Here is a 26,439-nt window from a genome sequence, read left to right on the forward strand (position 1 = left end):
GGTGCTGAATGCATCGAATTGTAGGTGGGCTCTCCATTGCCATGCCGAGGTACAGGGTTGGGAGGTGATGGCACAGCACATTCGCTCCCAGAAGGCTTGATTTGGGTCACGCGAGGGACAACCGCGCCTGACACCTACTCCTATGATCCGCCCCCAAAGACCCCAAGGAGACAACCTTATGCACGCTTGGCTTTGCACCAACCCCACCGGAGTGGAAGCCCTTCAGTGGACAGAGCTGCCCACTCCCAACCCCAAGGCGGGAGAAGTGCTTGTCCAGATCAAGGCTGCCAGCCTGAACTTCCCTGATCTGCTGATCGTGCAGAACAAGTACCAGATCAAGCCCCCTCTGCCTTTTGTGCCCGGCTCAGAGTACGCAGGCGAGGTGGTGGCCGTGGGCGATGGCGTCAAGCATTTACAGGTGGGACAACGGGTCGCCTGCCTGTCGGGTACTGGGGGTTTTGGAACCCACACTCTCGCGCCTGCAGCCTTGTGCATGCCACTGCCACCCGCGTTCTCATTCGTGGATGCGGCAGCGTTCATCATGATTTATGCCACCTCGTTCCACGCGCTGATGGACCGGGCGCAGCTCAAAGCGGGTGAAACCGTACTGGTTTTGGGCGCAGCAGGCGGGGTGGGCACTGCCGCCATTCAGATTGCCAAGGCTGCTGGTGCACGGGTAATCGCGGCAGCCTCCAGCGATGAAAAATGCGCACTGTGCAGCTCCATCGGTGCAGACGCCACGATCAATTACAGCCGCGACAACCTGCGCGATGCCATCAAGTCCCTGACCGAGGGCAAAGGCCCCGATGTGATCTACGACCCCGTGGGCGGCGACTTTGCAGAGCCCGCCTTCCGCTCCATCGCCTGGCGCGGGCGCTATCTGGTGGTGGGCTTTGCCTCTGGCCCCATCCCTGCACTGCCGTTCAATCTGGCGCTGCTCAAGGGCGCCTCCATTGTGGGCGTCTTCTGGGGCGACTTTGCCAAACGCGAACCACAGGCCAACGCGGCCATGATGGCTGAGCTGGCCCAGTGGTATGCGCAAGGCAAGATCAAACCGGTGATTGACCGGACCATGCCCATGTCTGAACTACCCGCAGCCTATGCCCACATGGGCTCACGTGGAGTGATGGGCAAGCTGGTGCTGGTCAACGAGTGAGAAAGCCGGGAGCAGCAGGACACACCCCAGGGCCCCAGCGCCCGACGCTTGCCCCCTTTCCTTTCCAACGAACCCTGAGTGAGTGCCAACCCTGCAGGATTGGCACTACCGACAACGCCATTGCGGTCTGCCTGTGTCACACTCGGGCACCATCGCTGTCCTTGATCCTGGTGTCCGCACATGGCAGACCGTCAACCCTACGAAATCGCGCGCGAAACGCTCAAGCAACTGGCCACCCGCCGATTGCCCCCCACGCCAGACAACTATCTCGCCATTTATGACGAAATCGCAGGCAGCCGCAGCACGCAACCGTTTCCTGATGCGCAGCTGAGCAGCATCCAGCGCCTGCTACCAGCACAGACGCCACCCCAAAAGCGACTGCTCACGCAATTTGAGAAGGCGGTAGCCAACAAAGACTGGTCTGCCCTGCAAAGCGTTTTGGTGGGTTACGCCAATCTGGGGTTGAGCCCCGTAGCCGCCACCCCGGTGGCAGCCGAAGCAACCGCGCCCAACATCCTGCCCGCAGACTTCGCCGAAGGCTTGGCCCGGCTGATTGACAACGTCGTGCCCGCGCTGGGCGAAGACGATGTGCGGGTGCATGACATGGCCACCCAGCTCACGGGATTTCTGAGGGAGCCTTCGCCCCCGTTGTCGACCGTGCAGCTCATGCTCAGCAACTTCACCTACCGGTTGTCGTTTGCCACGGAAGACCAGGCCGCCATCCGGGCCAGCCTGCTGCAACTGCTGCACATGGTGTTTGAGAACATTGCCGTGCTGAGCGTGGATGACCGCTGGCTGCGTGGGCAGGCAGAGGCTTTGATGTCGGCCTCCACCCCGCCACTGACGCTGCGCAGGCTGGACGACGTTCAACTGCGACTCAAAGACGTCATCTTCAAGCAGACAGAGGCCAAGGCGCGCACGGTAGAGGCGCAAGAGCAGATGAAGGACATGCTGGCCACCTTCATCGAGCGCCTGGCGCAGATGACGGCATCCAGCACCACCTACCATGACACCATGGAGCGCTGCGCCGACCTGATCGGCAAGGCCACCACCCTGCAGGAGATTGCCCCCGTGTTGGAAGAGGTCATGACCGCGACCCGCGCCATGGCCCTCGACACCAAGCTCACCCACACCGAACTGCAGGATCTGCGCGAGCGCACCGACGCCAAGCATGCAGAGATCACGAAGCTGCAGCAGGAACTGGAACGCGCCAGCGCACAGGCGCGGCATGACCCGCTCACCGGCACCCTCAACCGCAAAGGGCTGGACGAGGCCATGGAGCGAGAGATCGCCCGCTCACGCCGCCTGGGGACCCCGTTGTGCCTGGCGCTGCTGGACATCGACAACTTCAAGAGCATCAATGACCGCTTGGGCCATACCGTGGGCGACGCTGCGCTGAAGCACCTGGCACAGGTCACCCGCGAAGTGATGCGTCCCCAGGACCTGCTGGCCCGCTACGGCGGCGAAGAGTTCGTACTCCTGCTGCCCGACACCAATGTCGAAAACGGCGTGAACGCCATGACCCGGCTGCAGCGCGAATTGACCACGCGGTTCTTCCTGCAGGGCAGCGAAAAAATCCTCATCACCTTCAGCGCCGGGGTGGCCCAGTTGCATGAAAGCGAAACCAGCACGGAAGCGCTGCAGCGGGCGGACAAGGGCATGTATCTGGCCAAACGCTCAGGCAAAAACCGGGTCATGGCCGCCTGAGCAAGACCTGCCTCCCTTCGGGACCCCAAGGGGCAGCAGGAAAAATACCTTGTGACCGAGCCCTAAAAAACTGCCACCACATGCACAGCCCAAGTCACCCCCCTTTGTCCCGCCGTCACTTTGCTCAACGTGCCTTGCTGGCGGCGGCGGCCACTTCAGCCCCACGATGGGCCTGGCTGCAAACGGCCCCAGCACAGCACAACCCGTTTGCGCTGGGGGTTGCCAGTGGTGAACCCGCACCCGACGGCATGGTGCTGTGGACACGACTGGTCCCCGCTGCGGGCGAGGCGCTGTCTGCGCAGACGGTGCGCTGGGAGTTGGCGCATGACGATGCCTTCCGCCACATCGTGCAAAAAGGCCAGGCCACGGCAACGCCCGAACTGGGACACAGCGTGCATGTGGAAGTACAGGGTCTGGAGCCTGCACGCTGGTACCACTACCGATTCATGCTGGGCGATGCCATCAGCGCCACAGGCCGCACCTGCACGGCACCGGCGGCAGATGCCATGGCCACCCGGCTGCGCGTGGTGTTTGCTTCATGCCAGCGCTGGGAGCACGGGCAATACGCGGCTTGGCGCCATGTGTGTGCCGATCAGCCTGATCTGGTGCTGTTTCTGGGGGACTACATCTATGAATCGGCCACCCCGAAGAACGCAGACGACCTGCCGCGCACCCATAGCTTGCGCCATGCACGCACCCTGGCCGACTACCGCGACCGCTATGCACTCTACAAGAGCGACCCCGCCCTGCAGGCAGCCCATGCCCTGTGCCCCTGGGTGGTGACCTGGGACGACCACGAAGTCTTGAACGACTACGCCGGGGATCACGCCGGACCCGGCGGCACGGCGGAGGACGCCGCTGCCTTTTTGGTGCGGCGCAGTGCTGCATGGCAAGCTTTCTACGAAAACATGCCTTTGCGTGCCAGCAGCCTGCTGGGCACCAGCTTCGAGCACCTGCAGGTCTACCGCCGCCTCGCCTGGGGGCGGCTGGCGCAGTTGCACCTGCTGGATGACCGCCAGTACCGCGCACTGCAGGCCTGCCGCAAACCCGGCAGCACCAATGCAGGATCGGTGCGCCCGGCCGACTGCGCAGAGCTGGCCGACCCCACCCGAACCCTGCTCGGCCCCGCGCAGGAGCAATGGCTGGACAAAGGCCTGGCGGACGATGCCCGCAACCAGCGCACTCGCTGGAGCGTGCTGGCGCAGCAAACGCTCTTCACGCCACGCCACTACCCGAGCGGCCAGGTGGGCACCGATGCGTGGGATGGCTACCCGGCCGCCCGCTCGCGGCTGCTGCAGTCTGTGCAGCGCCACCACCCACGCAACACCGTACTGCTGGGCGGCGACATCCATCAGAACTACGTCTGCAACGTGCATGCGGAGGCTTCCGGCTCAGGGCCACGTTCGGGCAGCTCCACCCCCATCATCGCCAGCGAGTTCTGCGGCACCTCTATCACCTCCCGGGCCGGCACCACGCAAGACAAGGTGGATGCTGTCGTCCGCCACAACCCCCATGTGCTGCTGGCCCGCTGCGAGCAGCGAGGCTATGGCGTGGCAGACATCACCCCGCAGCGCTGGACTACCACCCTGCGCGTGGTGGACAACGTGCTGGATGCGCAAAGCACGGCAAGCACCCAGGCCCGCTTTGTGGTGGAAGATGGCAAGCCGGGGCCCGTGGCGGCATGAGGAATGGCCTGCGCTGCGCCCCCGCAGCGCAAGATGCTACTGAGTTGATAGCTGCCTGCGCTTATTCAGAAAGCGCCAGGCCTCATTTTTGATCGCAAAATGTTCTGCCAACTTCCTGCAGGCAGGCCAGAGGCACCGCGCAGGCCGGTGAGATCAGCCTACACGACGGAAAAGGACGCAATTTTTCACAAAAATGCGCCTCAAAACCTCATGTGATCTGCGCAAGCAGCTATCAAAAGATGAGCAACCATGGCAAGATGAGTCATCGTTTTGTCCTCATCCGTCGCGCTGTCATGCCTCTTTCACTTTGCACTCGCCCCCTCGCAAAAGCACCTTCCCGACGCGCGCCGTGGCACACCGCCTTGCTGGCATCAGCTTTATGGGTGGCCGCGGGTCTCTGCACTGCTGGATCGTTGCCCACAGCGGCACGCGCTGAAGTGGATGCACTGCTGACCCGGCTGCAAAAGTCAGGCTGCGAGTTTCAACGCAACGGCTCGTGGTACTCGGGCGCCGAAGCCAAAGCCCACCTGCTCAAAAAGCTGGACTACCTGGACGGCAAGAACGCCGTGCAGAGCACCGAGCAGTTCATCGAACTGGGGGCGTCATCCAGCAGCGCCAGCGGCAAGCCCTACCAGGTGCGCTGCGGTAACGCACCGGTGGTGAATTCAGGCCCGTGGCTGCAGGGGGAGCTCAAGACCCTGCGTGCCGGTAACGCCAAGTAGGGCCTGCCCCAAGGCCTGCTCAAAGCCTGCCCTACGGCCTGCCACTCCACCCCCGGATCACACGTCAATCGCAGTGGCAGAGCCTGCCAGCTTGCGCAGCTCAAACTTCTGGATCTTGCCGGTGCTGGTTTTGGGCAGTTCGCCAAACACCACGGCGCGGGGCACCTTGAAGCCTGCCAGGTGCTTTTTGCAGTGCTGCACGATATCTTCCGCCGTGGCGGTGGCACCGGCCTTCAGTTCCACAAACGCGCAAGGCGTCTCACCCCAGCGGGCATCGGGTTTGGCCACTACGGCTGCGGCCAGCACATCAGGATGGCGGTAGAGCACATCCTCCACCTCAATCGACGAGATGTTTTCCCCGCCGGAGATGATGATGTCCTTGCTGCGGTCCTTGATCTTGATGTACCCGTCGGGGTACTGCACGGCCAGGTCTCCGCTGTGGAACCAGCCGCCCCGGAACGCGTCTTCCGTGGCCTTGGGGTTCTTCAGGTAACCCTTCATCGCGATATTGCCGCGGAACATGATCTCGCCCATGGTTTCGCCGTCGTGGGGCACCGGCTGCAGCGTCTCGGGGTCCAGCACACGCACGTCGCGCTGCAGGTGGTAGCGCACGCCCTGGCGGGCGTTGAGGCGGGCACGCTCGCCGATGTCCAGCGCATTCCAGGCGTCGTGCTTGGCGCACACGGTGGCGGGGCCATACACCTCGGTCAGGCCATACACATGGGTCAAGTCGAACCCCATCTTCTCCATGCCCTCGATCATCGAGGCCGGTGGCGCTGCCCCTGCCACCATGGCTTTGACCCCTGCTGGCAGGCCCACCTTCATCGCATCAGGGGCATTGACCAGCAGACCGTGAACGATGGGCGCGCCGCAGTAGTGCGTCACGCCGTGGTTGCGGATGGCATCAAAAATCGCCTGGGCTTCCACCCGGCGCAGGCACACATTCACGCCCGCGCGGGCCGCCACGGTCCAGGGAAAGCACCAGCCGTTGCAGTGGAACATGGGCAAGGTCCACAGATAAACCGCGTGCTTGGGCATGTCCCATTCCAGCACGTTGCTGATGGCATTGGTGGCCGCACCCCGGTGGTGGTAAACCACCCCCTTGGGGTTGCCGGTGGTACCGCTGGTGTAGTTGAGGGCGATCGCGTCCCACTCGTCTGCCGGTAGCTCCCAGGCGAATTCCGGGTCGCCGCTGCTCACAAACGCCTCGTAATCGACAGCGTGCAGGGGCTGTGCGGGCTCACCGTAAAGCGCATCCTGCACCTGAACCACCAGCAGCGGGCTTGTGGACTGGCGCAATGCCAGCGCCTTGGCCATGGTGCCGGTGTACTCGGGGTCCACGATCACGGCCTTGGCCTCGCCATGGTCCAGCATGAAGGCAATGGTTTCGGGGTCCAGACGTGTGTTCAGGGCGTTGAGCACGGCCCCCGCCATGGGAATACCGAAGTGCGCCTCCACCATCGGGGGCGTGTTGGGCAGCATGACTGCCACGGTATCGTTCTTGCCAATGCCGCTCTTGCGCAAGGCGCTGGCAAGCTGGCGGCAACGGGCATAGGTTTCACGCCAGGTCTGCCGCAGCGCTCCGTGCACAATGGCCAGCCGCTCGGGGTACACCTCGGCCGTTCGCTCAATGAACCCCAACGGGGACAGTGGGGCAAAGTTGGCGTGGTTGCGCGGCAGGTGCTGGTCGTATGCAGAAGTCATCACATCATCCTCAGGCAGGAAACAGGAAATTCACCATTACAGCCCGCTGGGCTGACGCCCCGCTGAAAGTGACCCGCCCGTACGATCCGCCCCGCATACACCCAGTGCATGCCCCGTGACGGCTGGCGCAGGCCAGCCATGAAGGAAAATACGCGCGTGTCCATCCCCCAGTCGTTCATCCAGGAGTTGCTCTCGCGCGTCGACGTGGTCGATATCGTGGGTCGCTACGTGCAGCTCAAGAAGGGGGGGGCCAACTTCATGGGGCTGTGCCCCTTCCACGGCGAAAAATCCCCTTCTTTCAGCGTGAGCCCTTCCAAGCAGTTCTACCACTGCTTTGGCTGCGGCAAGAACGGCAACGCCATCAGCTTCCTGATGGAACATGCGGGCATGGGCTTTGTGGAGGCGGTGCAAGACCTCGCCCAGAGCGTGGGGCTGCAGGTGCCCGACGACGACATCTCGCCCCAGGAGCGCGAACGCGCTGCCGCCGCCCGCCAGAAGCAGGCCACCCTGACCGATGTGCTGGAAAAGGCAGCCGACGCCTACCGCAAGCAGCTGCGCAGCTCACAGCGGGCCATTGGTTATTTCAAGGGTCGGGGCGTTTCGGGGCATGTGGCCAAACTCTACGGGCTGGGCTACGCGCCTGAGGGCTGGCGCAGCCTGGCCAGCGTGTTCCCGGCTTATGACGACCCGCTGCTGGAGGAAAGCGGCCTGGTCATCGTCAATGAAGAAGACGGGGGCAAGCGGTATGACCGCTTCCGCGACCGGGTCATGTTCCCCATCCGCAACGTCAAGGGCGAATGCATCGGCTTTGGTGGCCGCGTGCTGGGCGATGAAAAACCCAAGTACCTCAACTCCCCCGAGACCCCGGTGTTCCACAAGGGCCGCGAGTTGTATGGCCTGTTTGAGGCCCGCACCGCCATCCGCGAAGCGGGCTATGCCCTGGTCACCGAAGGCTATATGGACGTGGTGGCGCTGGCGCAGCTGGGTTTTCCGAACGCGGTGGCGACCCTGGGCACCGCCTGCACGCCCGACCATGTGCACAAGCTGCTGCGTTTTACCGATGCGGTGGTGTTCAGCTTTGACGGCGACGCCGCGGGCCGCCGCGCAGCGCGCAAGGCACTGGATGCCGCCCTGCCCTACGCCAGCGACACGCGCAGCATCAAGTTCCTGTTCCTGCCCGCCGAGCATGACCCGGACAGCTACATCCGCGAGCACGGCACCGAGGCATTTGCCCAGTACATCGCCCAGGCGACTCCGCTGAGCCGCTTTTTGATCGAAGCCGCCAGTGAAGGCTGCGACCTGGCCACCGCCGAGGGCCGCGCCCACATGGCCAGCAATGCACGGCCCTTGTGGGCCAGCCTGCCCGAGGGCGTGCTGCGCCGCCAGCTGCTGGGCGAACTGGCCCAGCTCATGCAGCTGCCTGCCAACGATCTGGCCCAACTGTGGAGCCAGGCCGCCGCACAGGAAGCCCACCGCCGCCCGGGTGCCAGCGCTGGCTCCTACGCGTCATCCCATTCATCGCATCAATCCACCGGCTCCGACGAGCCCCCTTGGGGTGGCCCACCGGACGGAGCCGAGCCCTGGTACGGCGCACCCGAGGGAGAGTTTGATGCCCCTGCGGGTGCGACCTACCCACAGGGCAATAGCGGAGGGCGCCCGCCATTCCGCAAAGGCGGAGACTGGAAAAGCAAGGGCGACTGGAAAGGCAAAGGCAACTGGAAAAAGCGCGACGACAGCCCTTGGCCGCCCCAGCCACGGCTGCCCAGCACACCTGCAGCCAGCCGGATCGACCATGCTGCTCGCCTGCTGCTGTCGCACATGGGCTTTCTGGAACACCTCACCCAGGACGACCACACGGCGCTGTGCGCCCAACCCGCACCCCACGGCCCGCTTTTTGTGTGGCTGGAGGCGCAGTTTCACGAACATGGCCCCCAACCTTGGGCAGTGCTGCGCGAGAGCCTGCGCGGGCATGACTGCGAAGCCGTGGCAGTACGTGTCATGACCGGTGCGCACGCACAGACCGAGGGCGACATGGGTGAATTGCGTGCCGAACTGAACGACCTGCTGGTGCGCATCCAGATCGAGCAGATCGAAAAGCAGCGCAACCTGGCCAGCGCCCAGAACGACCTGGACCAGTTCAAGGAACTGGATGCCCGCTGGCGTGCGCTCAAACTCTCATTGCAGCCCGCTGCGGCGCGTTCGTAAACGCCTGATTTGCCTGTGCTTTTGAGCAGCGTGATCACAAAAGCCACACTGGCCAAAGCTGCACGCTGCGTTTACAACGAAAGTCCTTGAAAAACAAGCCCACTGGTATAATGTAGGGTTTGTCGGCAAGAGCGACAGCAGCACCTCCGAGCCGGGCCACCGTGACACACGCGCACACAGAGCCCAACCATCGCAAGGACTGCACACCAAATGTTCGCCCAGACATCTTGCCAATGAGGGCCTCCCCTCCACCCGCCTGAGCCGTCCTGCTCATGCGTTGCCACCCGCGCCGGGATCTGTGGCGTTTGCGTTTTCTTTGTGTCCGTTTTTGATTCTGAGGTTGTTCATGCCCGCTCAAAAGTCCGCGAAGCCGCCCAAGACTGCTCCAGACACCGCCGCCAAGGCTGTCTCCAAAACCGCTGCCAAAGCGCCGGCCAAAGCTGCACCCAAAAAGGCCGCTGCAGTTGCCGAAGCCCCGGCTGCCAAGAAAGTGAAAGTGCCTGTGAAAAGTACCGCCGAGCTGATCAAAGCCGCCGATGAATTGCTGAAGAAGAAGCCCGCCCGCGCCAAGGCTGCCGCGGCTACCACCCCCGACGAGGAAGAGGCGCCCAAGAAAAAGCCCGGACGCCCCGCCAAGGCCGCTGCTGCCGCCGAAGGCAAGGCCCCCGCCAAACGCGGCCGCAAGCCCAAGGCTGCAGCCAGCGACGAAAGCGGTGACGACACCGATCTGTCGGACATCGAAGCAGAACTGGAAGGCGAGATCGAAGAATCGAGCGATTCCTCCGCCACGGTCGAAAAGGCCAAGCCACTGCGCATGAAGATCAGCAAGGCCAAGGAACGGGCCTTGATGAAGGAATTCGGTCTGGACGAAACCGTCCTTTCCGAAGAAGACCTGGCCAAGCGCCGCTCGCGCCTGAAGACGCTGATCAAGCTGGGCAAGACGCGCGGCTACCTGACCCACGTGGAAATCAACGACCACTTGCCCGACAAGCTGGTCGATGCAGAAACGCTCGAAGCCGTTATCACCACCCTGAACGATCTGGGCGTGGCGGTGTACGAGCAAACGCCCGACGCCGAAGCGCTGATCATCACGGACAACGCCCCTGCTGGCGCCACCGAAGAAGAAGCGGAAGAAGCTGCCGAAGCCGCGCTCTCGACCGTGGACTCGGAATTCGGCCGCACCACCGACCCCGTGCGCATGTACATGCGCGAAATGGGCACGGTGGAACTGCTGACCCGTGAAGGCGAAATCGAAATCGCCAAGCGCATCGAAGGCGGTCTGCAGGCCATGATGGAAGCGATCAGTGCATCGCCTGCCACCATTGCCGAAATCCTGAACATGGGCGAGGAAATCCGCGAAGGCAAGGTCGTCATCTCGACCATCGTGGACGGTTTCTCCAACCCCAACGAGGCCGATGACTATGTGGCCGAAGAAGACTTCGACGAGTTTGACGAAGCCGATGACGATGACGGCAAGGGCGGCTCCAAGGCGCTGACCAAGAAGCTCGAAGAACTCAAGAAGCAGGCACTGGAGCGCTTTGACAAGCTGCGCGAGCTGTTCGAGAAGATCCACAAGATCTACGACAAGGAAGGCTACGGCACCCCTGCCTACATGAAGGCACAGGCCGCCCTGTCGGAAGAGCTGATGACCATCCGCTTCACCGCCAAGACCATCGAGAAGCTGTGCGACATGGTGCGCGCCCAGGTGGACGATGTGCGCAAGAAGGAGCGCGAGCTGCGCCGCATCATCGTGGACAAATGCGGCATGCCCCAAGAGACGTTCATCAAGGACTTCCCGCCCAACCTGCTGAACCTGCAGTGGGTCGAGAAGCAGGCCGCCGCTGGCAAGCCCTGGTCTGCCGTGATGGCGCGCAACATTCCGCCCATCCAGGACCTGCAGCAAAAGCTGATGGACCTGCAGTCGCGCGTCGTCGTACCGCTGGCCGAGCTCAAAGGCATCAACAAGCGCATGAACGAAGGTGAAGCCACCTCGCGCGATGCCAAGAAGGAAATGATCGAGGCCAACCTGCGCCTCGTGATCTCGATTGCCAAGAAGTACACCAACCGTGGCCTGCAGTTCCTCGATCTGATCCAGGAAGGCAACATCGGCCTGATGAAGGCGGTGGACAAGTTCGAATACCGCCGGGGCTACAAGTTCTCGACGTACGCCACCTGGTGGATTCGCCAGGCCATTACCCGCTCGATCGCCGACCAGGCGCGCACCATCCGTATCCCGGTGCACATGATCGAGACGATCAACAAGATGAACCGCATCAGCCGCCAGCACTTGCAAGAGTTTGGCTTTGAGCCCGATGCGTCCATCCTGGCGGCCAAGATGGAAATCCCCGAGGACAAGATCCGCAAGATCATGAAGATCGCCAAGGAGCCGATCTCCATGGAAACACCGATCGGGGACGACGACGACAGCCACCTGGGCGACTTCATCGAGGACGGTGCGAACACCGCGCCTATCGAAGCCGCCATGCAGGCCGGCCTGCGTGATGTGGTCAAGGACATCCTCGATGGCCTGACCCCCCGCGAAGCCAAGGTGCTGCGCATGCGCTTCGGTATCGAAATGACCAGCGACCACACGCTGGAAGAAGTGGGCAAGCAGTTCGACGTGACGCGCGAGCGCATCCGCCAAATAGAAGCCAAGGCGCTGCGCAAGCTCAAGCACCCCTCGCGCTCGGACAAGCTGCGCAGCTTTATCGACTCGCTGTAAGGCAGACTGGGGCAGCGCCCCGGCAAACCACTGCCAATGGGGTGCCTGCAGCAGCAGCCTGCCCTTACATGCCAACCCGCCACCCTGTTACAGGTTGGCGGGTTTTCTTTTTGCTCCCTACGTCACTGCGACGGACTTCTCCCTCCGGCCAAGTGAGTGACCACCCCGTAGTAACCCCTACAACCCGGACAGCAATCTGACAGCTTTGCAAGTCAGCATTGCGAACGTTTCCAGAGATTGATCAGCGGCTGCACGGCTTGTCGGTCTCCACCACTCACCATTGATCGTCCCGGCAAATGCGGGGCGCCGCATCCATTAAAGACGACGAGGGAACCCCCATGACCATGCAACGCAGACAGATCCTGGCACGCAGCGCCGCACTTGCCTCCTTGCTCACGCCCCTGGCACCAGCCTTGGCGCAAACCGGCCGCCCTGCAGGCAAGGCCACCAAAGTGGCGGGCACGTTGCGCATCGTGATCCCCGCCAATCCCGGTGGCGGTTGGGACCAGACTGGCCGGGCACTCGGTGCGGCCCTGAAGGCTGCAGGGGCTGCCGATCAGGTGGAGTTCGAGAACATCGGGGGCAAGGGGGGCACGATTGGCTTGGCGCAGTACGCCGAAAAATATGGCAGCGATGCCAACACCCTCATGATGGGTGGCATGGTGATGCTGGGCGCCGTAGCGCTGCAAAAACCTGCGATCGACATGAGCCATGTACAGCCACTGGCCCGCCTGACGAGCGACTACCTGGTGACTGCCGTTCCCGCAGCGTCGGGCATCAAAACAGGCAAGGACTTGGCCGATGCCATGCGCACCAATCTTGCAGGCATGGTGGTGGCCGGTGGCTCTGCCGGGGGCGTGGACCACATGTTTGCCGGGGTACTGGCCCGCGCAGCCAAAGCCAAACCCGAAGAGCTGTCTTACCGCCCTTTTGCCAGTGGGAGCGAGGTGGTCGATGCCCTGCTCGGTGGCAAGGCGGCAGTCGGCATCTCGGGCTACAGCGAGTTTGGCGATGCACTGGCGTCCGGCAAGTTGCGCGCAGTAGGGGTGTCCTCCCGCCGCGGTGCATTCGGCATCCCGGCCTTCAAGGAACAGGGCATTGATGCCGTCATGGCCAATTGGCGGGGAGTCTTCACAGGCAAAGCGGTCAGCTCAGCACGCTCTGCAGAGTTGCTATCAGCGCTGGAGCAGGCCATCCATCATGAGAGCTGGCTGCAGACGCTGAAGCAAAACCGGTGGGAAGCCTCCTGGCTCACCGGCAAAGACTTGGTGGAGTTCATGGAACTGGACATGACCACCGCCCGGGTGATGACCTATCTGCTCAAACTCAAGACCTGATTGGCGGCCGTGTTGCACGGCAACCTCAGCGCTTGTCCTGCTCCGCATGCACCGGCACACTGTCTGGCACAGCGCCACAGCCCACCGGGCGGGCCTGCCCAAGGGCTGAAGTGCCGTTGATCTTCCCTCCACATGTCGAGGTTCGTGATGAAAATGTCCCGCTTCTCTATTGGCACCCGCATGGCTGCGGCCCTGGGCATGGTGCTCGCACTGATGATTGGTGCAGCACTGTTTGGCATCTCGGCGCTTTATCACGCTTTGGGCACCTACGACAGCACCGTGCTGCAGCGCGTGGCGCAGGAGCGCGCCGTCAGCCGCATGGAAAACGAGTTCAAAACGCAGGTGCAGGAATGGAAGAACACCCTGCTGCGTGGGGAAGACGCCCGCAAGCGCGAGCTGCACTGGAATGCCTTCCAGGCCAGCGAAAAACGGGTGGCCGACGCTGCCAAGGCGCTTGAAGCCCAGCTCAGCGACGCCGACGAGCGCGCGGCACTGCAAAAATTCACGCAGGCGCATGCGCAAATGGCCCAGGGTTACCGCAAAGGGTTCGAGGTGTTCCAGTCGCTGGGCTTTGTGCCTGCAGCGGGCGACGCCGATGTGGCCGACATTGACCAAGGCCCGGCCAAGCTGTTGACGGCATTGAGCGAACAGGTGGCGGCCAGCAGCGCAGCCATCGCCCAGGCGGCGGCACAAGATGCACGCCACGCGCTGGTCAGCAGCCTGATTGCGCTGGCTCTGGTCACCGCCTTGGGCGTCGTCGCCGGGCTGCTGCTTACCCGCTCGGTGGTCCGCCCCCTGCGCGAGGCCGTGTCCGTGGCACACAAGGTGGCAGCGGGCGATCTCACCTCCGACATTCCGCTGGAAGGGCAGGACGAGCCCGCACGCCTGCTGCAAGCCCTGCAGGCAATGCAGGACAACCTTGAAAAAGTCGTGTCAGGCGTACGCAGCAGCGCCGAGAGCGTGGCCAGCGCCAGTGCAGAAATTGCCCAAGGCAACGCGGACCTGAGCGCGCGCACCGAGCAGCAGGCCAGCTCACTCGACGAGACAGCCGCATCCATGCAGCAACTGCAGACCACCGTGCAGCAGAACGCAGCCACGGCGCAGCGTGCCAGCGAGCTGGCTCGCAACGGCTCGTCTGTGGCAGAACGCGGTGGGGCCGTGGTGGAGCAGATGGTGCAGGTGGTGCAAGGCATTCAGGAAAGCTCGCGCCGCATTGCAGACATCATTGGTGTCATCGACGGCATTGCCTTCCAGACCAATATCCTGGCGCTGAATGCCGCGGTGGAAGCCGCCCGCGCGGGTGAACAAGGCCGCGGATTTGCCGTGGTGGCCAGCGAAGTGCGCAACCTGGCCACCCGCAGCGCCAGTGCGGCTCAAGAGATCAAGACCCTCATCCAGGCCAGTGTGGAGCGGGTACAGGCAGGTTCGGACCTGGCCCAGAATGCCGGGGGCACCATGTCAGAAGTGGTGGCATCCATTCGCGGGGTGAGCGCGCTGATGCAGGAGATCAGCCAAGCCAGCACCCATCAGACCGACGACATGCAGCGCGTGACCCAGGCCATCGTGCGCATGGATGAAGCCACGCAGCAAAACGCAGCCTTGGTGGAAGAAAGCGCTGCCGCTGCAGGCAGCCTGAGCAGCCAGGCGCGTGAGCTGGTGCAGGCTGTGGCGGTGTTTCGCGTGCGGCACCAGGGCTCGCACACACAGGCATTGTTGCGCTAGTAGCCCACGCAACCGGGCCAGATTGCTCACATATTCATAGCTGCCTGCGCTTGATCAGCAAGCGCTGGTGGTCAAAAACACTCTCAACCGGCCTCAATCCACCTTCACGTTGGCGGCCTTGACCACCTGCGCCATGCGCGCCGCCTCGGTGCGGAAGAAGGCGGCAGCGGCGTCGGGTGGGGTGAGCTTGATCTCGTAGCCCTGGGCGATGAGGGCATCGCGCGCCTCTGGCATGTCCATGGCGGCTTTGAAGCCGTTGAACAGGCGGGCCAGTTCTGCCTTGGGCAGGCCAGCAGGCGCCACCGGGGCGATCCAGCCGTCCAGCTCATAGGCGGGCAAGCCTTGCTCTGCAACGGTGGGCACGCCGGGCAGCGACGGCACGCGCGTGGCCGTGGTCACGCCCAAGGCGCGCAGCGATCCCGACTTGATGTGCGCGGCCGCAGGCGCCACCGCCACCACGGCGAGTTGCACCTGACCACCCAGCACGTCGTTCATCAGCGGGCCCATGCCCTTATAGGGAATGTGCTGGATGGCGACCTTGGCCTGGTCCACGAACATGGCCGCGCCCAGGTGAAGGATGGTGCCGTTGCCCGACGAGCCGTAGTTGAGCACCCCTGGCTTGGACTTGGCGTAGGCAATCAGCTCTTGCACATTTTTGGCAGGCACCGAAGGGTGGGCCACCAGCACAAAGGGCGTAGCGCCCAGGATGGTGATGGGCGTGATATCGGCCAGCGAGTCGAACGGAATGTTCTTGTACACGCTGGGGTTGACCACATGGTTGTTGGACACCACGCCGATCACCGAGCCGTCCTTGGGGGCGCGCACGATCTGCGTGGTGCCGGTGATGCCGCCCGCGCCGGGCAGGTTCTCAATCACCACCGGCTGGCCCAACGCCTTGGCCAGGCTGTTGCTGATGGCGCGGATGGCGCCATCGGCCCCCGAGCCTGCAGACAGCGGCAGGATGATGCGCAATGGCTTGTCACCGAGGCTTTGCGCACGCACCCGGCCCGGGCGGGAGATGGCGGCAGCGCCCAGAGCGGCGGCGCCCAGCCACAGGGCCTGGCGCCGGGTGGGGAATGCCGGAGATGCCGCGGTGGCCGAGGGAGCAAAGGGGCGGCACAGGCCTGGGGCCACGGCTTTCGAGACGTTAGGGGGCTGGTTCGTCATGGTGTTGTCTCCGTTATGGTGGTCAATCCGCCCTAGGCCGCGCAGTCTGTTGCTGTGCTGATTCCAGGCGGGGGTGTTCAGGGCCTGCCCAGGCAGTTCAGGCCACAGCGCCTGCCTGCTGCAGGGCCTGCACCTGTTCTGCCGTGTAGCCCAGCTCTTGCATCAAGGCCGCCGTGTGCTGGCCCAGCACGGGGGGCTGCAGGCGCACGCCCAGGCGCTGGCCGTCCATGGCCAGGGGCAGCAGCGTGGTGCGGGCGGTCTGCCCGGCGCGCTCGCCGTCGGGCAATGTGATGTCGGCCAGGCCGCCCGTGGCATTGAGGTGCGGGTCGTCCAGCAGCTGCTCGGGCCGCGAGATGGGGGCGAACGGCAGGCCGTGCTTTTCAAAAATGGCGGCCAGTTCGGCCGCGCTGTGGGCCGCCAGGCGCTGGCGCAGGTCGGGCATCAGCGCGGGGCGGGCGCGCACGCGGTCGTTGTTGGTGGCGAGCTGCGGATTGGCCTTGAGGTCGGCATAACCCATGGCGTCGCAGAAGGTGACCCACTGCGCATCGCTCACGGCGGCCAGGAAGATCTGCTCGCCCTCTTTCACCGTGAACACGTCGTACAGCGCCCATGAGGAGATGCGGTCGGGCATGGGGGCGGCAGGCTTGCCCGTCACGGCGTACTGCATCATGTGCTGGCCGACCAGAAAAACGTTGTTCTCGAACAGTGCCGAGTCCACCTCTTGCCCGCGCCCGGTGATGCCGCGCTGCATCAGCGCCGCCATGGCGCCAATGGCACCAAACATGCCGCCCATGATGTCGTTGACGCTGCTGCCTGCGCGCAGCGGGTCGCCGGGGCGGCCCGTCATGTAGGCCAGGCCGCCCATCATCTGCACCACTTCATCCAGCGCGGTGCGGTGCTCGTACGGCCCGGCCAGAAAGCCGGTGTGGTTCACGTAGATGAGGCGGGGGTTGATCTGCGAAAGCGCGGCGTAATCCAGCCCGTACTTGGTCATCACACCGGGCTTGAAGTTTTGCGCCACCACGTCGGCCGACGCTGCCAGCTTGCGGGCTACCTCCAGCCCTTCGGGGTTGCGCAGGTCCAGCGCAATGCTTTTCTTGTTGCGGTTGAACATGGGAAAGAAGCCCGCGCCCGCACCAAGCAGGTGGCGGGTGCGGTCGCCCTCCACCGGCTCGACCTTGATGACCTCGGCCCCCAGGTCGGCCAGCACCATGCCGCAGGTGGGGCCCATGACCATGTGGGTGAATTCAACGACCCGCAGCCCCGCCAAGGGCAAAGGGCGTGCGGACGATTTGGGTGACTCGGACGGGGAAGAAGAGGTGGTACTTGTCATGGGCGAACGATACAGAAATCAAACCGCTGCGGCGGCCAGGGTGGGCTGTGCGTGGCGGGGCAGGCCCGCCTGCCACAGGGCGCCGTGCAGGGTCTCGCCTGCCAGCCAGCCCGCCACTTGCTGGCGCAGCGCCAGCAGCGCAGGCACATCCACGCCGGTGACCACGCCCATGCGCTGCAGCATGTATTCCAGGTCTTCGGTGGTGACGTTGCCGCTAGCGCCGGGCGCGTGGGGGCAGCCGCCAATGCCCGCCAGGCACGCATCAAAGCGGGTAATGCCGGTTTGCCAGGCGGCATAGGCGTTGGCCAGGCCCAGGCCGCGCGTGTCGTGAAAGTGCGCGCAGGCCAGCCGGTCGCCCACCAGCGCGCGGGCCTTGGCAAACAGGCGCTGCACGCTGACCGGGTCGGCAAAGCCCACGGTGTCGGCCAGGCTCACGCGGTCGGCGCCGGCGTCGAGCAGGGCTTGCATCAGACGCAGCACTTCGCTCTCGGCCACCTCGCCCTGCAGGGTGCAGCCAAACGCGGTGCCCACGCCGCCTTCGATCAGGGTGGCGCTGCCTGCCGCATCACGGGCAGCGCGGATGCGGGCCACCTCGGCCACCACCTCGTCGGGCGTCTTGCGCAGGTTGGCCAGGCTGTGGGCGTGGCTGGCCGACAAGGGCACGACCATCAGGTGCGCGCCACATTCCAGCGCGCGCTCGGCCCCTTTCAGATTGGGTACCAGCACCGAGGCGCGCAGGCCCGGCAGCGTTTGCGCGTGGGCCAGCACCTCGGCGGTGTCGGCCAACTGGGGGAGCAGGCGGGCGGGGACGAAAGAGCCCACCTCGATCTCGCGCTGCCCGGCGGCGTAAGCGGCGTTCACCCACTCGATCTTCTGGGCCGTGGGCAGCACGCGGGCAATGCTTTGCAGGCCATCGCGCAGCCCCACCTCGCGCACCACCACCTGGGCGGGCCCGACGGGATTCAGGACGGGGGGGTATTGAAGCGTGTCCGGCAGGTGTGGGCTCATGGCGCTTTCACTCGAAGTTGTGTCCATTCTAGAAATTCCGTTTGGAAACAGAAAATCAATTCTGGAATTCTTATGATTCCAAACCGGAACATCACCTTTCACAGGCAACACCATGCGCGATTTGGACCTTCAGACTTTGAGGCTGTTTGCCGCCGTATGTGAGCAGCGCAGCATTGCGCGGGTGGCCGAGCAGGAATCGATCGTGGGTTCGGCCATCAGCAAGCGGCTGGCGCAACTGGAGAACAACGTGGGCACGCCCCTGCTGGTGCGCAAGCGCCGGGGTGTGGTGCCCACGCCCGCAGGCGAAACCTTGCTGGAGCATGCCCGCACCATGCTGGCCAGCATCGGGCTGATCGAGCGGGACATGGCCGCCTATGCTGCGGGCACGCGAGGCCATGTGCGCATGCTGGTCACGGCCTCCGTCATGGCCGAGTCGCTGGCCGATGACGTGGCCGCCTTCTTGCAGCCCCCGGAACACCGCAGCATCCAGATCAGCATGGAAGAGCGGGTGAGCCCAGACGTGGTGCAAGGAATCCGCGAGGGCAGCGCCTCCATGGGTATCTGCTGGGATGCCGCAGACCTGAGTGGCCTGCAAACCCGCAGCTACCGCAGTGACCATCTGGCCATCGTCGCGCATGCATCGCACCCTGTTGCGCAGCAACCGTCAGTGCGCTTTGCCGATGTGCTGGGCTATGAGTTTGTCAGCATGCCCGCCCTGAGTGCCGTGCAGGTGCTGCTGGCGCGGGCGGCGGCGGTGGAAGGCAAGTCGCTGACCCACCGGGTGCAGGTGTCCAACTTTGACGCGGCCCTGCGTGTGGTGCAGGCGAACCTGGCTATCAGCGTGGTTCCGCGCGAGGTGGCTGCGCCCTTCGCTGCCAATGCGCCTGTGCGCATCGTGCCGCTCAGCGATGACTGGGCCCGCCGCCGCTTTGCCATCTGCTTTCGGGATGAGCAGGCGCTCTCACCCGCGGCTCAGTTGCTGGTCCGGCATCTGGCCGGGTCCTCTATGGTAGCGGCTGCGTAGCCTGCACGCCACACTTTGCGGAGCTGGGGCTCAAAATTCTGCAACGTTTAAATATCGAGACAAAAGTGGCCGGGACCTGGCCGCCACCCTGCCGGGAAGGCCCGCCCCTTCCGGGAAGACCTCACCTGCCATTTTCGCCATTCGGACGCCTCTTTCAAGAGACACCAAAAATCCGGGGGCTGAAGCATACGCAGATTACATCTTGAGCTACCAAACTTGTAGCAAAATGGGTTCCGCGCTATAGTCGCTGCGCATCAGCAGGCGCGCCGGGCGCCCTGCCACAAGATCAACGACCCAACACTCGCGCAAGGAGAAGCATCCATGAGCTCCAAAGAAAATGCCGCCATCCATCAGCTGTTTGAACGGCTGGAATGCCGTTACGCGCTGCGCGTGCTGTGGGCCTTGAAGGACGGCCATCCGCAAACTTTCCGCCTTCTGCAAGACAGCGTGGGCGGTATTACCCCCAACACCTTGAACACCCGTATCAAGGAACTGCGTGAAGCTGGCCTGCTGGACCACGGCAGCGACGGCTACACCGTCACTCCCGCAGGCGCCGACCTGCTCAAGCGCCTGTCTGACGTGCAAGCCTTTGCCACACGCTGGGTGGCGGGCCGGGCCAAAAAGCAGGCCTGAACGCAGCGCGGGACAAGCCCCCCCCGGGTTCACCCCCCACCTTCCGGCCAAGGCATAGGTCAAAAAGCATTCTGAGGCTTGATCTGCAAGCGCGACAAGCTACATTTTCAATAGCAAAGGACATTCCGATGGCACTCATCACCACCGCCTCTGGCCTGCAATACGAAGACACCACCGTGGGCGAAGGCGCCGAAGCCACCAAGGGCCGCAACGTGTCGGTGCACTACACCGGCTGGCTCTACAACAATGGCGAGCAAGGTGCCAAGTTTGACTCCAGCCTGGACCGCAATGATCCGTTTGAGTTCTCTCTGGGTGCTGGCATGGTCATCAAGGGTTGGGATGAAGGCGTGCAAGGCATGAAGATTGGCGGCAAGCGCACGCTGATCATTCCCGCGGCGCTAGGCTACGGTGCCCGCGGCGCTGGCGGTGTGATCCCCCCCAACGCCACGCTGAAGTTTGATGTGGAACTGCTGGGCGTGCGCTGATCGCAGTCCCGCACTCCACGGCGGGTCGGTAGCCAGGCTCTGATCCGCTGACAAACTCAAAAGCCAACCTCACGGTTGGCTTTTTTGCTTGGGGCAGCATCTTTTCAACCATGCTGCAGATGTCCCCTCAGCCAAACAGTGCCTTGCGCAAAGGCTCGTACTTGGCTTCTCCCACAGCTTCCTTGATCTTGGGAGCCAATGCGGCCAAGTCTTCAAAGCTGGAGGCAGACTCCACCGCCAGATTCAGCCGAAAGCCCCGCAGACCGAGCGAAGCGGTGAGCGCTGTGGCCACAGGATAGGCATCCTTGTAACGCTGCTGGGATGGTCGATGAGTTTCCTGCCCCGAGGGGGAAGCCTGCGCAGGCTGAGCCTGATCCGCCGCAGCCGCCTCGCCACCTGGAGCAGAAGGAGCCGCAGCAGGAAAAGCAACGCTACCGCCCCCCGCTGGAGCCAGAAGCCCCTGTGCCACCATGGCCTGCACATCCTCCTGGGTGATGCCCATCGCCGCCGTGGCGGCCAGCACCTCACCCATGGTTCTTTTGCCATCAAACAGGATGAATGCCGAGCGCTGCCTGGAAGACAGGCCCGCGTGCCGATCCTTGAGCGCATCCTGACCTGCCTGTGTCTTGACGAGAACCATGTGCCTCCTTGGGTAAGGGTGCAACAGCGCCAGAAGCTCCGGCCGCTCAATTGCAGGGACAGGTTGACACAATGTGTGACAGTTGGATATGGGGTTTATCCATAACCGGTGCCCATCTGAAGGCTTACCGTGCCCGGTCAGATTTCAAGCCGCACGCCAGTAGGCACAGGTGCAGGGCGGGTGATGCGGCTGACGATGGCTGCAGCAATGAACCCGGCAGGCACGCCAAACACTCCGGCAGAGATCGGCTGGATGCCGAACCAGAAGCCATCGGCCAGCATCCAGCCAGGCAGTGCCGCACGCACGGCTGGAACGTGCGAGAGCATGTAGTACACAGCGACCCCAAGCCCTGTCAGCATGCCCGCCACAGCGCCCTTGCGGGTGGTGCCGCGCCAGAAAATGCCAAGCACCATTACAGGCACAAAGGCGGAGGCCGCTAGCGAAAAAGAAGCCGACACCATGGTCAGAATCTCTGAGGGCTTGAGGGCGGCCACAAAAGCTGCCGCCAGCGCCACGGACAGGAGGGTGAACTTGGTCAGGATGACCCGCTGCTCGGGCGAAGCTTTGCGCTTGCTATCCCGGAAGTACAGGTCACGCACCAGGGCGTTGCTGATGGTGAGCAGCAGGCCATCGGCCGTAGACAACGCCGCAGCCAGCCCCCCGGCAGCCACCAGGCCCGACACCACATAAGGCAGGCCACCCAGCTCCGGTGTGGCCAGCATGATGAGGTCGGCCCCCAGGCGAATCTCACCAAACTGGACGATGCCGTCCTCATTCACGTCCTCAATCGACAGCAGCGAACTGTCTACCCGCGCCCACTGTGCAATCCAGCTCGGCAGGGCCTCAAAGCTGCTGCCCACCAGGTTTTGCATGACTTCAAACTTGACCAGCACTGCCAGCGCGGGTGCGCTGAGATACAGCAGGGCAATGAAGAACAGCGACCATGCCACCGAGGCCCGCGCACCGCCCACGGTGGGCGAGGTGTAGTAGCGCGTGAGCAGATGGGGCAGCCCGGCCGTGCCCACCATCAGGCAAAACATGAGGGCGAGGAAATTGCGCCGGGCCAGGTCGTACTCGTGCTGCTCTTCGGGCGTGCCGTTGGGGTCGCCCGCATAGGCCTGGCTGTGCAACGGCAAGCCGCCCAGGGGCTTGGCTCGGTCGTAGTTTTCGTGCATTTCGCGCGTCCAGCGCTCGCGGGCCGTGGCCACATCGCGGGGCAAGGCGGCCAGTTCGCGGCTGGCGTTCACGATCAAGCCTACGTCCGCGCCCTCTTCCCGCAACTGGTGGATTCGCGCCCGCTTGTGCTCCCGTTCACGCTCCAGGGCGGCCTCCACATCCTGCAGGCGCAGCTTCAGCTCCTCTGCCCTGCGCAGGTAGGACTGCACCACCTGGTGCTCTGCAGGTGAGTCGAGCAGCTGCGCTTCCAGATCGGCAATCTTGCCAATCTGAGCGCCATACACCGCAGGAGCCAGCGGGTTGCCCAGCTGCTTGTAGGCCAGCCAGGACACGGGAATCAGAAACGCCAGCAGCAACACCACATACTGCGCCACCTGCGTCCAGGTGATGGCACGCATGCCGCCCAGAAAGGAGCACAGCAGGACGCCGCCTAGCCCCAGCATGATGCCGATCTCGAACTGCACACCCGTCAGGCGCGATGCGATGAGCCCCACACCGTAAATCTGGGCAATGACATACGTGAAAGAACACAGCACCGCCGCCAGTGCGGCAATGATGCGGGGCCAGCGCCCGCCAAAACGCACATGGAAAAAGTCCGGAACGGTGTAGAGCCCCATGGCCCGAAGGTGAGGCGCAATCAACATCGCCACCAGGCAAAAGCCCCCCGTCCACCCGAGCAGATAGGCCAGCCCCCCTGCCTGCCCGGCCGTGCCGGAAAACCCCTGCAGGTACAGCGCACCTGACAGGCTGATGAACGACGCCGCGCTCATCCAGTCGGCAGCAGCCGCCATGCCGTTGTACATGGGCGGTATGCGCCGCCCGGCCACGTAGTACTCCTCGGAGTCGGACGTGCGGCCATACACACCGATGCCCGCGTACACCATCACGGTGAGGAATAGGAAGATAGGGCCAATCCAGTGCCGCGACAGCCCCTGGCTCTCGGCCCAGGTCATCAGTGCCAGAAAGCCCAGCACCCCCAGCACATAAAGAATGAAAAACCGGTGAGGCCGCAAAAAGGCAGGGGCCCAGCCGCCGGGAACGCGGCGCTCGTTGCGCTCAGGCACCAGGTTGCTCCGGGCCGCGCTGGGGTGACACTGGGCCAGAGGCCCGAGTTTGATCTGCTGGCGAAGCCTGCCCCTTGGCATCCTGCCGCTCAAACCAGCTCATGGCGCAGGCATACACCACCACAATGCCGATGAAGACCAGCACCGCGCCCTGGGCTGCCACCCAGTAACCCAGCGGCCAGTCTCCCAGCATGATGTGCTGGAGATCGCGCGCAAAGTAGGTCACCACAAAAGACACCAGCACCCACACGGCGAGCAGCCCGGCCTTGAGCCAGAGGTGCCGCACGTCGTGCAGGTCAGGAGGGAAAGGCCCGGCCAGTTCAGGCTCGGGAGGCTTTTGCCGGGGCAGCGGTGGACGCACAGTTCAGAGCCTTTTCAGACACTCGTGCACGCAGCCCCGGCCTGGCGGTCAGCCCGCCAGTTGCTGCCAGGTGGCCACCACGCTGTCAGGGTTGAGCGAGATGGAGGAAATGCCCTCTTCCGACAGCCATTGGGCAAAGTCGGGATGGTCGCTGGGGCCCTGGCCGCAGATACCTACGTACTTGCCCTGGGCCTTGCACGCCCCGATGGCACGGCGCAGCATGGCCTTGACGGCAGGGTCGCGCTCGTCAAAATCTGCCGCCAGCAGTTCCAGTCCCGAATCGCGGTCCAGCCCCAGGGTGAGCTGGGTCAGGTCGTTGGAGCCGATGGAGAAGCCGTCAAAGAACTGCAGGAACTCGTCGGCCAGGATGGCGTTGGAGGGCACCTCGCACATCATGATGACCTTGAGGTCGTCCTTGCCGCGCTCCAGGCCGTGGCTGGCCAGCAGCTTGGTCACGCGCTCGGCCTGGCCCAGCGTGCGCACAAACGGCACCATCACCTGCACATTGGTCAGGCCCATGTCGTTGCGCACGCGCTTGAGTGCCTCACACTCCATGGCAAAGGCTTCGCCAAAGTCGGCACTGATGTAGCGCGCTGCACCGCGGAAGCCCAGCATCGGGTTCTCTTCCTCGGGCTCGTAACGGCTGCCGCCGATGAGCTTGCGGTACTCGTTGGACTTGAAGTCCGACAGGCGCACGATGACAGGCTTGGGCCAGAAAGCGGCGGCAATGGTGGCCACGCCCTCGGCAACCTTGTCCACGTAGAAAGCGCGGGGCGATGCATGGCCACGGGCCACCGACTCCACGGCCTTCTTCAGGTCGGCGTCGATCTGAGGGTAGTCGAGGATGGCCTTGGGGTGCACACCAATGTTGTTGTTGATGATGAACTCCAGGCGAGCCAGACCCACCCCCTCGTTGGGCAACTGGGCAAAGTCAAATGCCAGCTGGGGGTTGCCCACGTTCATCATGATCTTGGTGGTGATGGCGGGCATGGAGCCGCGCTGCACCTCGGTCACCTCGGTCTCCAGCAGGCCGTCGTAGATGTGGCCGGTGTCGCCTTCGGCGCAGCTCACGGTCACCAGCGTGCCGTCCTTGAGGCGGTCGGTCGCATCGCCGCAACCCACCACGGCCGGGATGCCCAGTTCACGCGCAATGATGGCGGCGTGGCAGGTGCGGCCACCCCGGTTGGTGACGATGGCGCTGGCGCGCTTCATCACGGGTTCCCAGTTGGGGTCGGTCATGTCGGTCACCAGCACGTCACCGGGCTGCACCTTGTCCATTTCGGAGATGTTGTGCACCAGCCGCACAGGGCCCGTGCCAATCTTCTGACCGATGGCGCGGCCTTCAGCCAGCACGGCCCCCTGGCCCTTGAGCTTGTAACGCAGCTCGGCCTGGCCCTTGGACTGGCTCTTCACCGTCTCAGGGCGGGCTTGCAGGATGTAGAGCTGGCCGTCGGTGCCGTCCTTGCCCCACTCAATGTCCATGGGGCGGCCATAGTGCTGCTCGATCACCAGCGCGTAGTGGGCCAGTTGCTCCACATCGGCGTCGGTCAGAGAGTAGCGGTTGCGCTGCTCGGTGGGCACGTCGGTGGTCTTGACCAGCTTGCCGCTGGCGGCCTTTTCTTCGGCGCTGGAAAAGACCATCTGGATCAGCTTGCTGCCCAGATTGCGGCGGATCACCGCCTTCTTGCCTGCCTTGAGCATGGGCTTGTGCACGTAGAACTCGTCCGGGTTCACGGCACCTTGCACCACGGTTTCGCCCAGGCCATAGCTGCTGGTGATGAACACCACGTCTTCAAAGCCGGATTCGGTGTCGATGGTGAACATCACGCCCGCTGCGCCCAGATCGGAGCGCACCATGCGCTGCACGCCTGCGGACAGGGCCACCACATCATGCGCAAAGCCCTTGTGCACGCGGTAGGAGATGGCGCGGTCGTTGTACAGCGACGCGAACACTTCCTTCATCTTGTGCAGCACATCGTCGATGCCGACCACGTTGAGGAAGGTTTCCTGCTGGCCTGCAAACGAGGCGTCGGGCAGATCTTCTGCCGTGGCAGACGAACGCACCGCAAAACTGGCCTGGGCATTGCCAGCAGACAGGGTGACAAAAGCGTCACGAATGGCCTGCTCCAGGTCGGCCGGGAAAGGCTGGGCCTCGACCATGGCGCGGATTTCCGCCCCCACCTGTGCCAGGGCACGGACGTCTTCGGTATCGAGTTGGGCCAGTTTGGCGCTGATCTTGTCGGCCAGACCATCGTGCGCCAGGAACTGGCGGAAGGCGTGGGCCGTGGTAGCAAAGCCGGTGGGCACTCGCACGCCCTGGGGCAGTTGCGAGATCATTTCGCCGAGGGAGGCGTTTTTGCCGCCTACCGACTCGACATCGGTCATTCTCAGGTTTTCAAACGGTACGACCAGGGCGGTCGGGCTGAAAAGTGCAGACATGGGAAAGCTCCAGAAGTTGAAACCGGGTCTGCATGCCAGGCGTAGCGAAGCTCCTGGCAAGCGGCCATGCGCAGGCTGCAGCTTTGTCGTTGTGGTTGTGGGCCGACGGTGCGCATGGTGAGAATTTGGATAATTGCGGCCATTGTAGG

19 protein-coding genes are annotated in these 26,439 nt (G+C 63.9%); 11 read left to right on the forward strand and 8 right to left on the reverse strand.

Annotated elements, in window-relative coordinates:
* Nucleotides 1–178: 178 nt before the first annotated feature.
* The 4 genes from AACH87_RS15825 to AACH87_RS15840 all read left to right on the forward strand — a co-directional run bounded on the left by AACH87_RS15825 (nucleotide 179) and on the right by AACH87_RS15840 (nucleotide 5,270).
* Nucleotides 179–1,156 (forward strand): NADPH:quinone oxidoreductase family protein, encoded by a 978-nt coding sequence (locus tag AACH87_RS15825; protein WP_338795439.1) that lies wholly within the window; start codon nucleotides 179–181, stop codon nucleotides 1,154–1,156.
* A gap of 180 nt (nucleotides 1,157–1,336) precedes the next feature.
* Entirely contained in the window at nucleotides 1,337–2,863 is a 1,527-nt protein-coding gene (locus AACH87_RS15830) for a GGDEF domain-containing protein (protein ID WP_338795440.1), read from the forward strand.
* Between the two features lie 80 nt (nucleotides 2,864–2,943).
* A complete protein-coding gene (locus AACH87_RS15835) occupies nucleotides 2,944–4,548 on the forward strand; it encodes an alkaline phosphatase D family protein (RefSeq protein ID WP_338795441.1) in 1,605 nt (534 codons plus the stop codon).
* A 383-nt stretch (nucleotides 4,549–4,931) separates the two neighbouring features.
* Nucleotides 4,932–5,270, forward strand: a complete 339-nt coding sequence (locus tag AACH87_RS15840) for a DUF5329 domain-containing protein (RefSeq protein ID WP_338795442.1) — start codon at nucleotides 4,932–4,934, stop codon at nucleotides 5,268–5,270.
* A gap of 57 nt (nucleotides 5,271–5,327) precedes the next feature.
* Here the strand turns inward: AACH87_RS15840 and AACH87_RS15845 are convergent, their stop codons facing one another.
* Nucleotides 5,328–6,974 carry an acyl-CoA synthetase gene (locus tag AACH87_RS15845; RefSeq protein WP_338795443.1) on the reverse strand — a complete coding sequence of 549 codons (1,647 nt, stop codon included), beginning with the start codon at nucleotides 6,972–6,974 and terminating at the stop codon, nucleotides 5,328–5,330.
* 156 nt (nucleotides 6,975–7,130) lie between these two features.
* Here AACH87_RS15845 and dnaG point away from each other — a divergent pair, with 156 nt between their 5' ends.
* From dnaG to AACH87_RS15865, 4 genes are all read left to right on the forward strand, one after another.
* On the forward strand, nucleotides 7,131–9,179 hold the full coding sequence (gene dnaG / locus AACH87_RS15850) for a DNA primase (protein ID WP_338798988.1): 2,049 nt from the start codon (nucleotides 7,131–7,133) through the stop codon (nucleotides 9,177–9,179).
* A gap of 346 nt (nucleotides 9,180–9,525) precedes the next feature.
* The gene (rpoD, locus tag AACH87_RS15855; protein WP_338795444.1) at nucleotides 9,526–11,901 is read left to right on the forward strand and encodes an RNA polymerase sigma factor RpoD; all 2,376 of its coding nucleotides are present in this window, start codon (nucleotides 9,526–9,528) and stop codon (nucleotides 11,899–11,901) included.
* Between the two features lie 338 nt (nucleotides 11,902–12,239).
* Entirely contained in the window at nucleotides 12,240–13,238 is a 999-nt protein-coding gene (locus AACH87_RS15860) for a tripartite tricarboxylate transporter substrate-binding protein (RefSeq protein WP_338795445.1), read from the forward strand.
* Nucleotides 13,239–13,391: 153 nt separating this feature from the next.
* Entirely contained in the window at nucleotides 13,392–14,960 is a 1,569-nt protein-coding gene (locus AACH87_RS15865; protein ID WP_338795447.1) for a methyl-accepting chemotaxis protein, read from the forward strand.
* 93 nt (nucleotides 14,961–15,053) lie between these two features.
* Here the strand turns inward: AACH87_RS15865 and AACH87_RS15870 are convergent, their stop codons facing one another.
* The 3 genes from AACH87_RS15870 to AACH87_RS15880 all read right to left on the reverse strand — a co-directional run bounded on the left by AACH87_RS15870 (nucleotide 15,054) and on the right by AACH87_RS15880 (nucleotide 18,468).
* Complete coding sequence (locus AACH87_RS15870; RefSeq protein ID WP_338795448.1) at nucleotides 15,054–16,127, reverse strand: tripartite tricarboxylate transporter substrate binding protein; 1,074 nt, start codon at nucleotides 16,125–16,127, stop codon at nucleotides 15,054–15,056.
* 97 nt (nucleotides 16,128–16,224) lie between these two features.
* Nucleotides 16,225–17,460: a CaiB/BaiF CoA-transferase family protein gene (locus tag AACH87_RS15875; protein WP_338795449.1), complete on the reverse strand. Its 1,236-nt coding sequence runs from the start codon at nucleotides 17,458–17,460 to the stop codon at nucleotides 16,225–16,227.
* Nucleotides 17,461–17,478: 18 nt separating this feature from the next.
* Complete coding sequence (locus AACH87_RS15880; RefSeq protein WP_338795450.1) at nucleotides 17,479–18,468, reverse strand: hydroxymethylglutaryl-CoA lyase; 990 nt, start codon at nucleotides 18,466–18,468, stop codon at nucleotides 17,479–17,481.
* A 112-nt stretch (nucleotides 18,469–18,580) separates the two neighbouring features.
* On the opposite strand from AACH87_RS15880, the gene AACH87_RS15885 reads away from it, so the two are divergent.
* The 3 genes from AACH87_RS15885 (at nucleotide 18,581) to AACH87_RS15895 (ending at nucleotide 20,610) form a co-directional block, all read left to right on the forward strand.
* The gene (locus AACH87_RS15885; protein WP_338795451.1) at nucleotides 18,581–19,492 is read left to right on the forward strand and encodes a LysR family transcriptional regulator; all 912 of its coding nucleotides are present in this window, start codon (nucleotides 18,581–18,583) and stop codon (nucleotides 19,490–19,492) included.
* 321 nt (nucleotides 19,493–19,813) lie between these two features.
* Nucleotides 19,814–20,125: a winged helix-turn-helix transcriptional regulator gene (locus tag AACH87_RS15890; protein ID WP_338795452.1), complete on the forward strand. Its 312-nt coding sequence runs from the start codon at nucleotides 19,814–19,816 to the stop codon at nucleotides 20,123–20,125.
* Nucleotides 20,126–20,253: 128 nt separating this feature from the next.
* Complete coding sequence (locus AACH87_RS15895; protein ID WP_338795453.1) at nucleotides 20,254–20,610, forward strand: FKBP-type peptidyl-prolyl cis-trans isomerase; 357 nt, start codon at nucleotides 20,254–20,256, stop codon at nucleotides 20,608–20,610.
* A 127-nt stretch (nucleotides 20,611–20,737) separates the two neighbouring features.
* On the opposite strand, the gene AACH87_RS15900 is transcribed toward AACH87_RS15895, so the two are convergent.
* The 4 genes from AACH87_RS15900 to ppsA form a co-directional block, all read right to left on the reverse strand.
* Nucleotides 20,738–21,250, reverse strand: a complete 513-nt coding sequence (locus tag AACH87_RS15900) for a hypothetical protein (protein WP_338795454.1) — start codon at nucleotides 21,248–21,250, stop codon at nucleotides 20,738–20,740.
* Nucleotides 21,251–21,387: 137 nt separating this feature from the next.
* Complete coding sequence (locus tag AACH87_RS15905) at nucleotides 21,388–23,439, reverse strand: VC_2705 family sodium/solute symporter (protein WP_338798989.1); 2,052 nt, start codon at nucleotides 23,437–23,439, stop codon at nucleotides 21,388–21,390.
* A 43-nt stretch (nucleotides 23,440–23,482) separates the two neighbouring features.
* Nucleotides 23,483–23,851, reverse strand: a complete 369-nt coding sequence (locus AACH87_RS15910; RefSeq protein WP_338795455.1) for a DUF4212 domain-containing protein — start codon at nucleotides 23,849–23,851, stop codon at nucleotides 23,483–23,485.
* A 48-nt stretch (nucleotides 23,852–23,899) separates the two neighbouring features.
* On the reverse strand, nucleotides 23,900–26,290 hold the full coding sequence (gene ppsA / locus AACH87_RS15915) for a phosphoenolpyruvate synthase (protein ID WP_338795457.1): 2,391 nt from the start codon (nucleotides 26,288–26,290) through the stop codon (nucleotides 23,900–23,902).
* Nucleotides 26,291–26,439 lie beyond the last annotated feature (149 nt).

This window comes from Acidovorax sp. DW039 (assembly GCF_037101375.1).
In the GTDB taxonomy this organism is placed as follows: Bacteria; Pseudomonadota; Gammaproteobacteria; order Burkholderiales; family Burkholderiaceae_C; genus Acidovorax.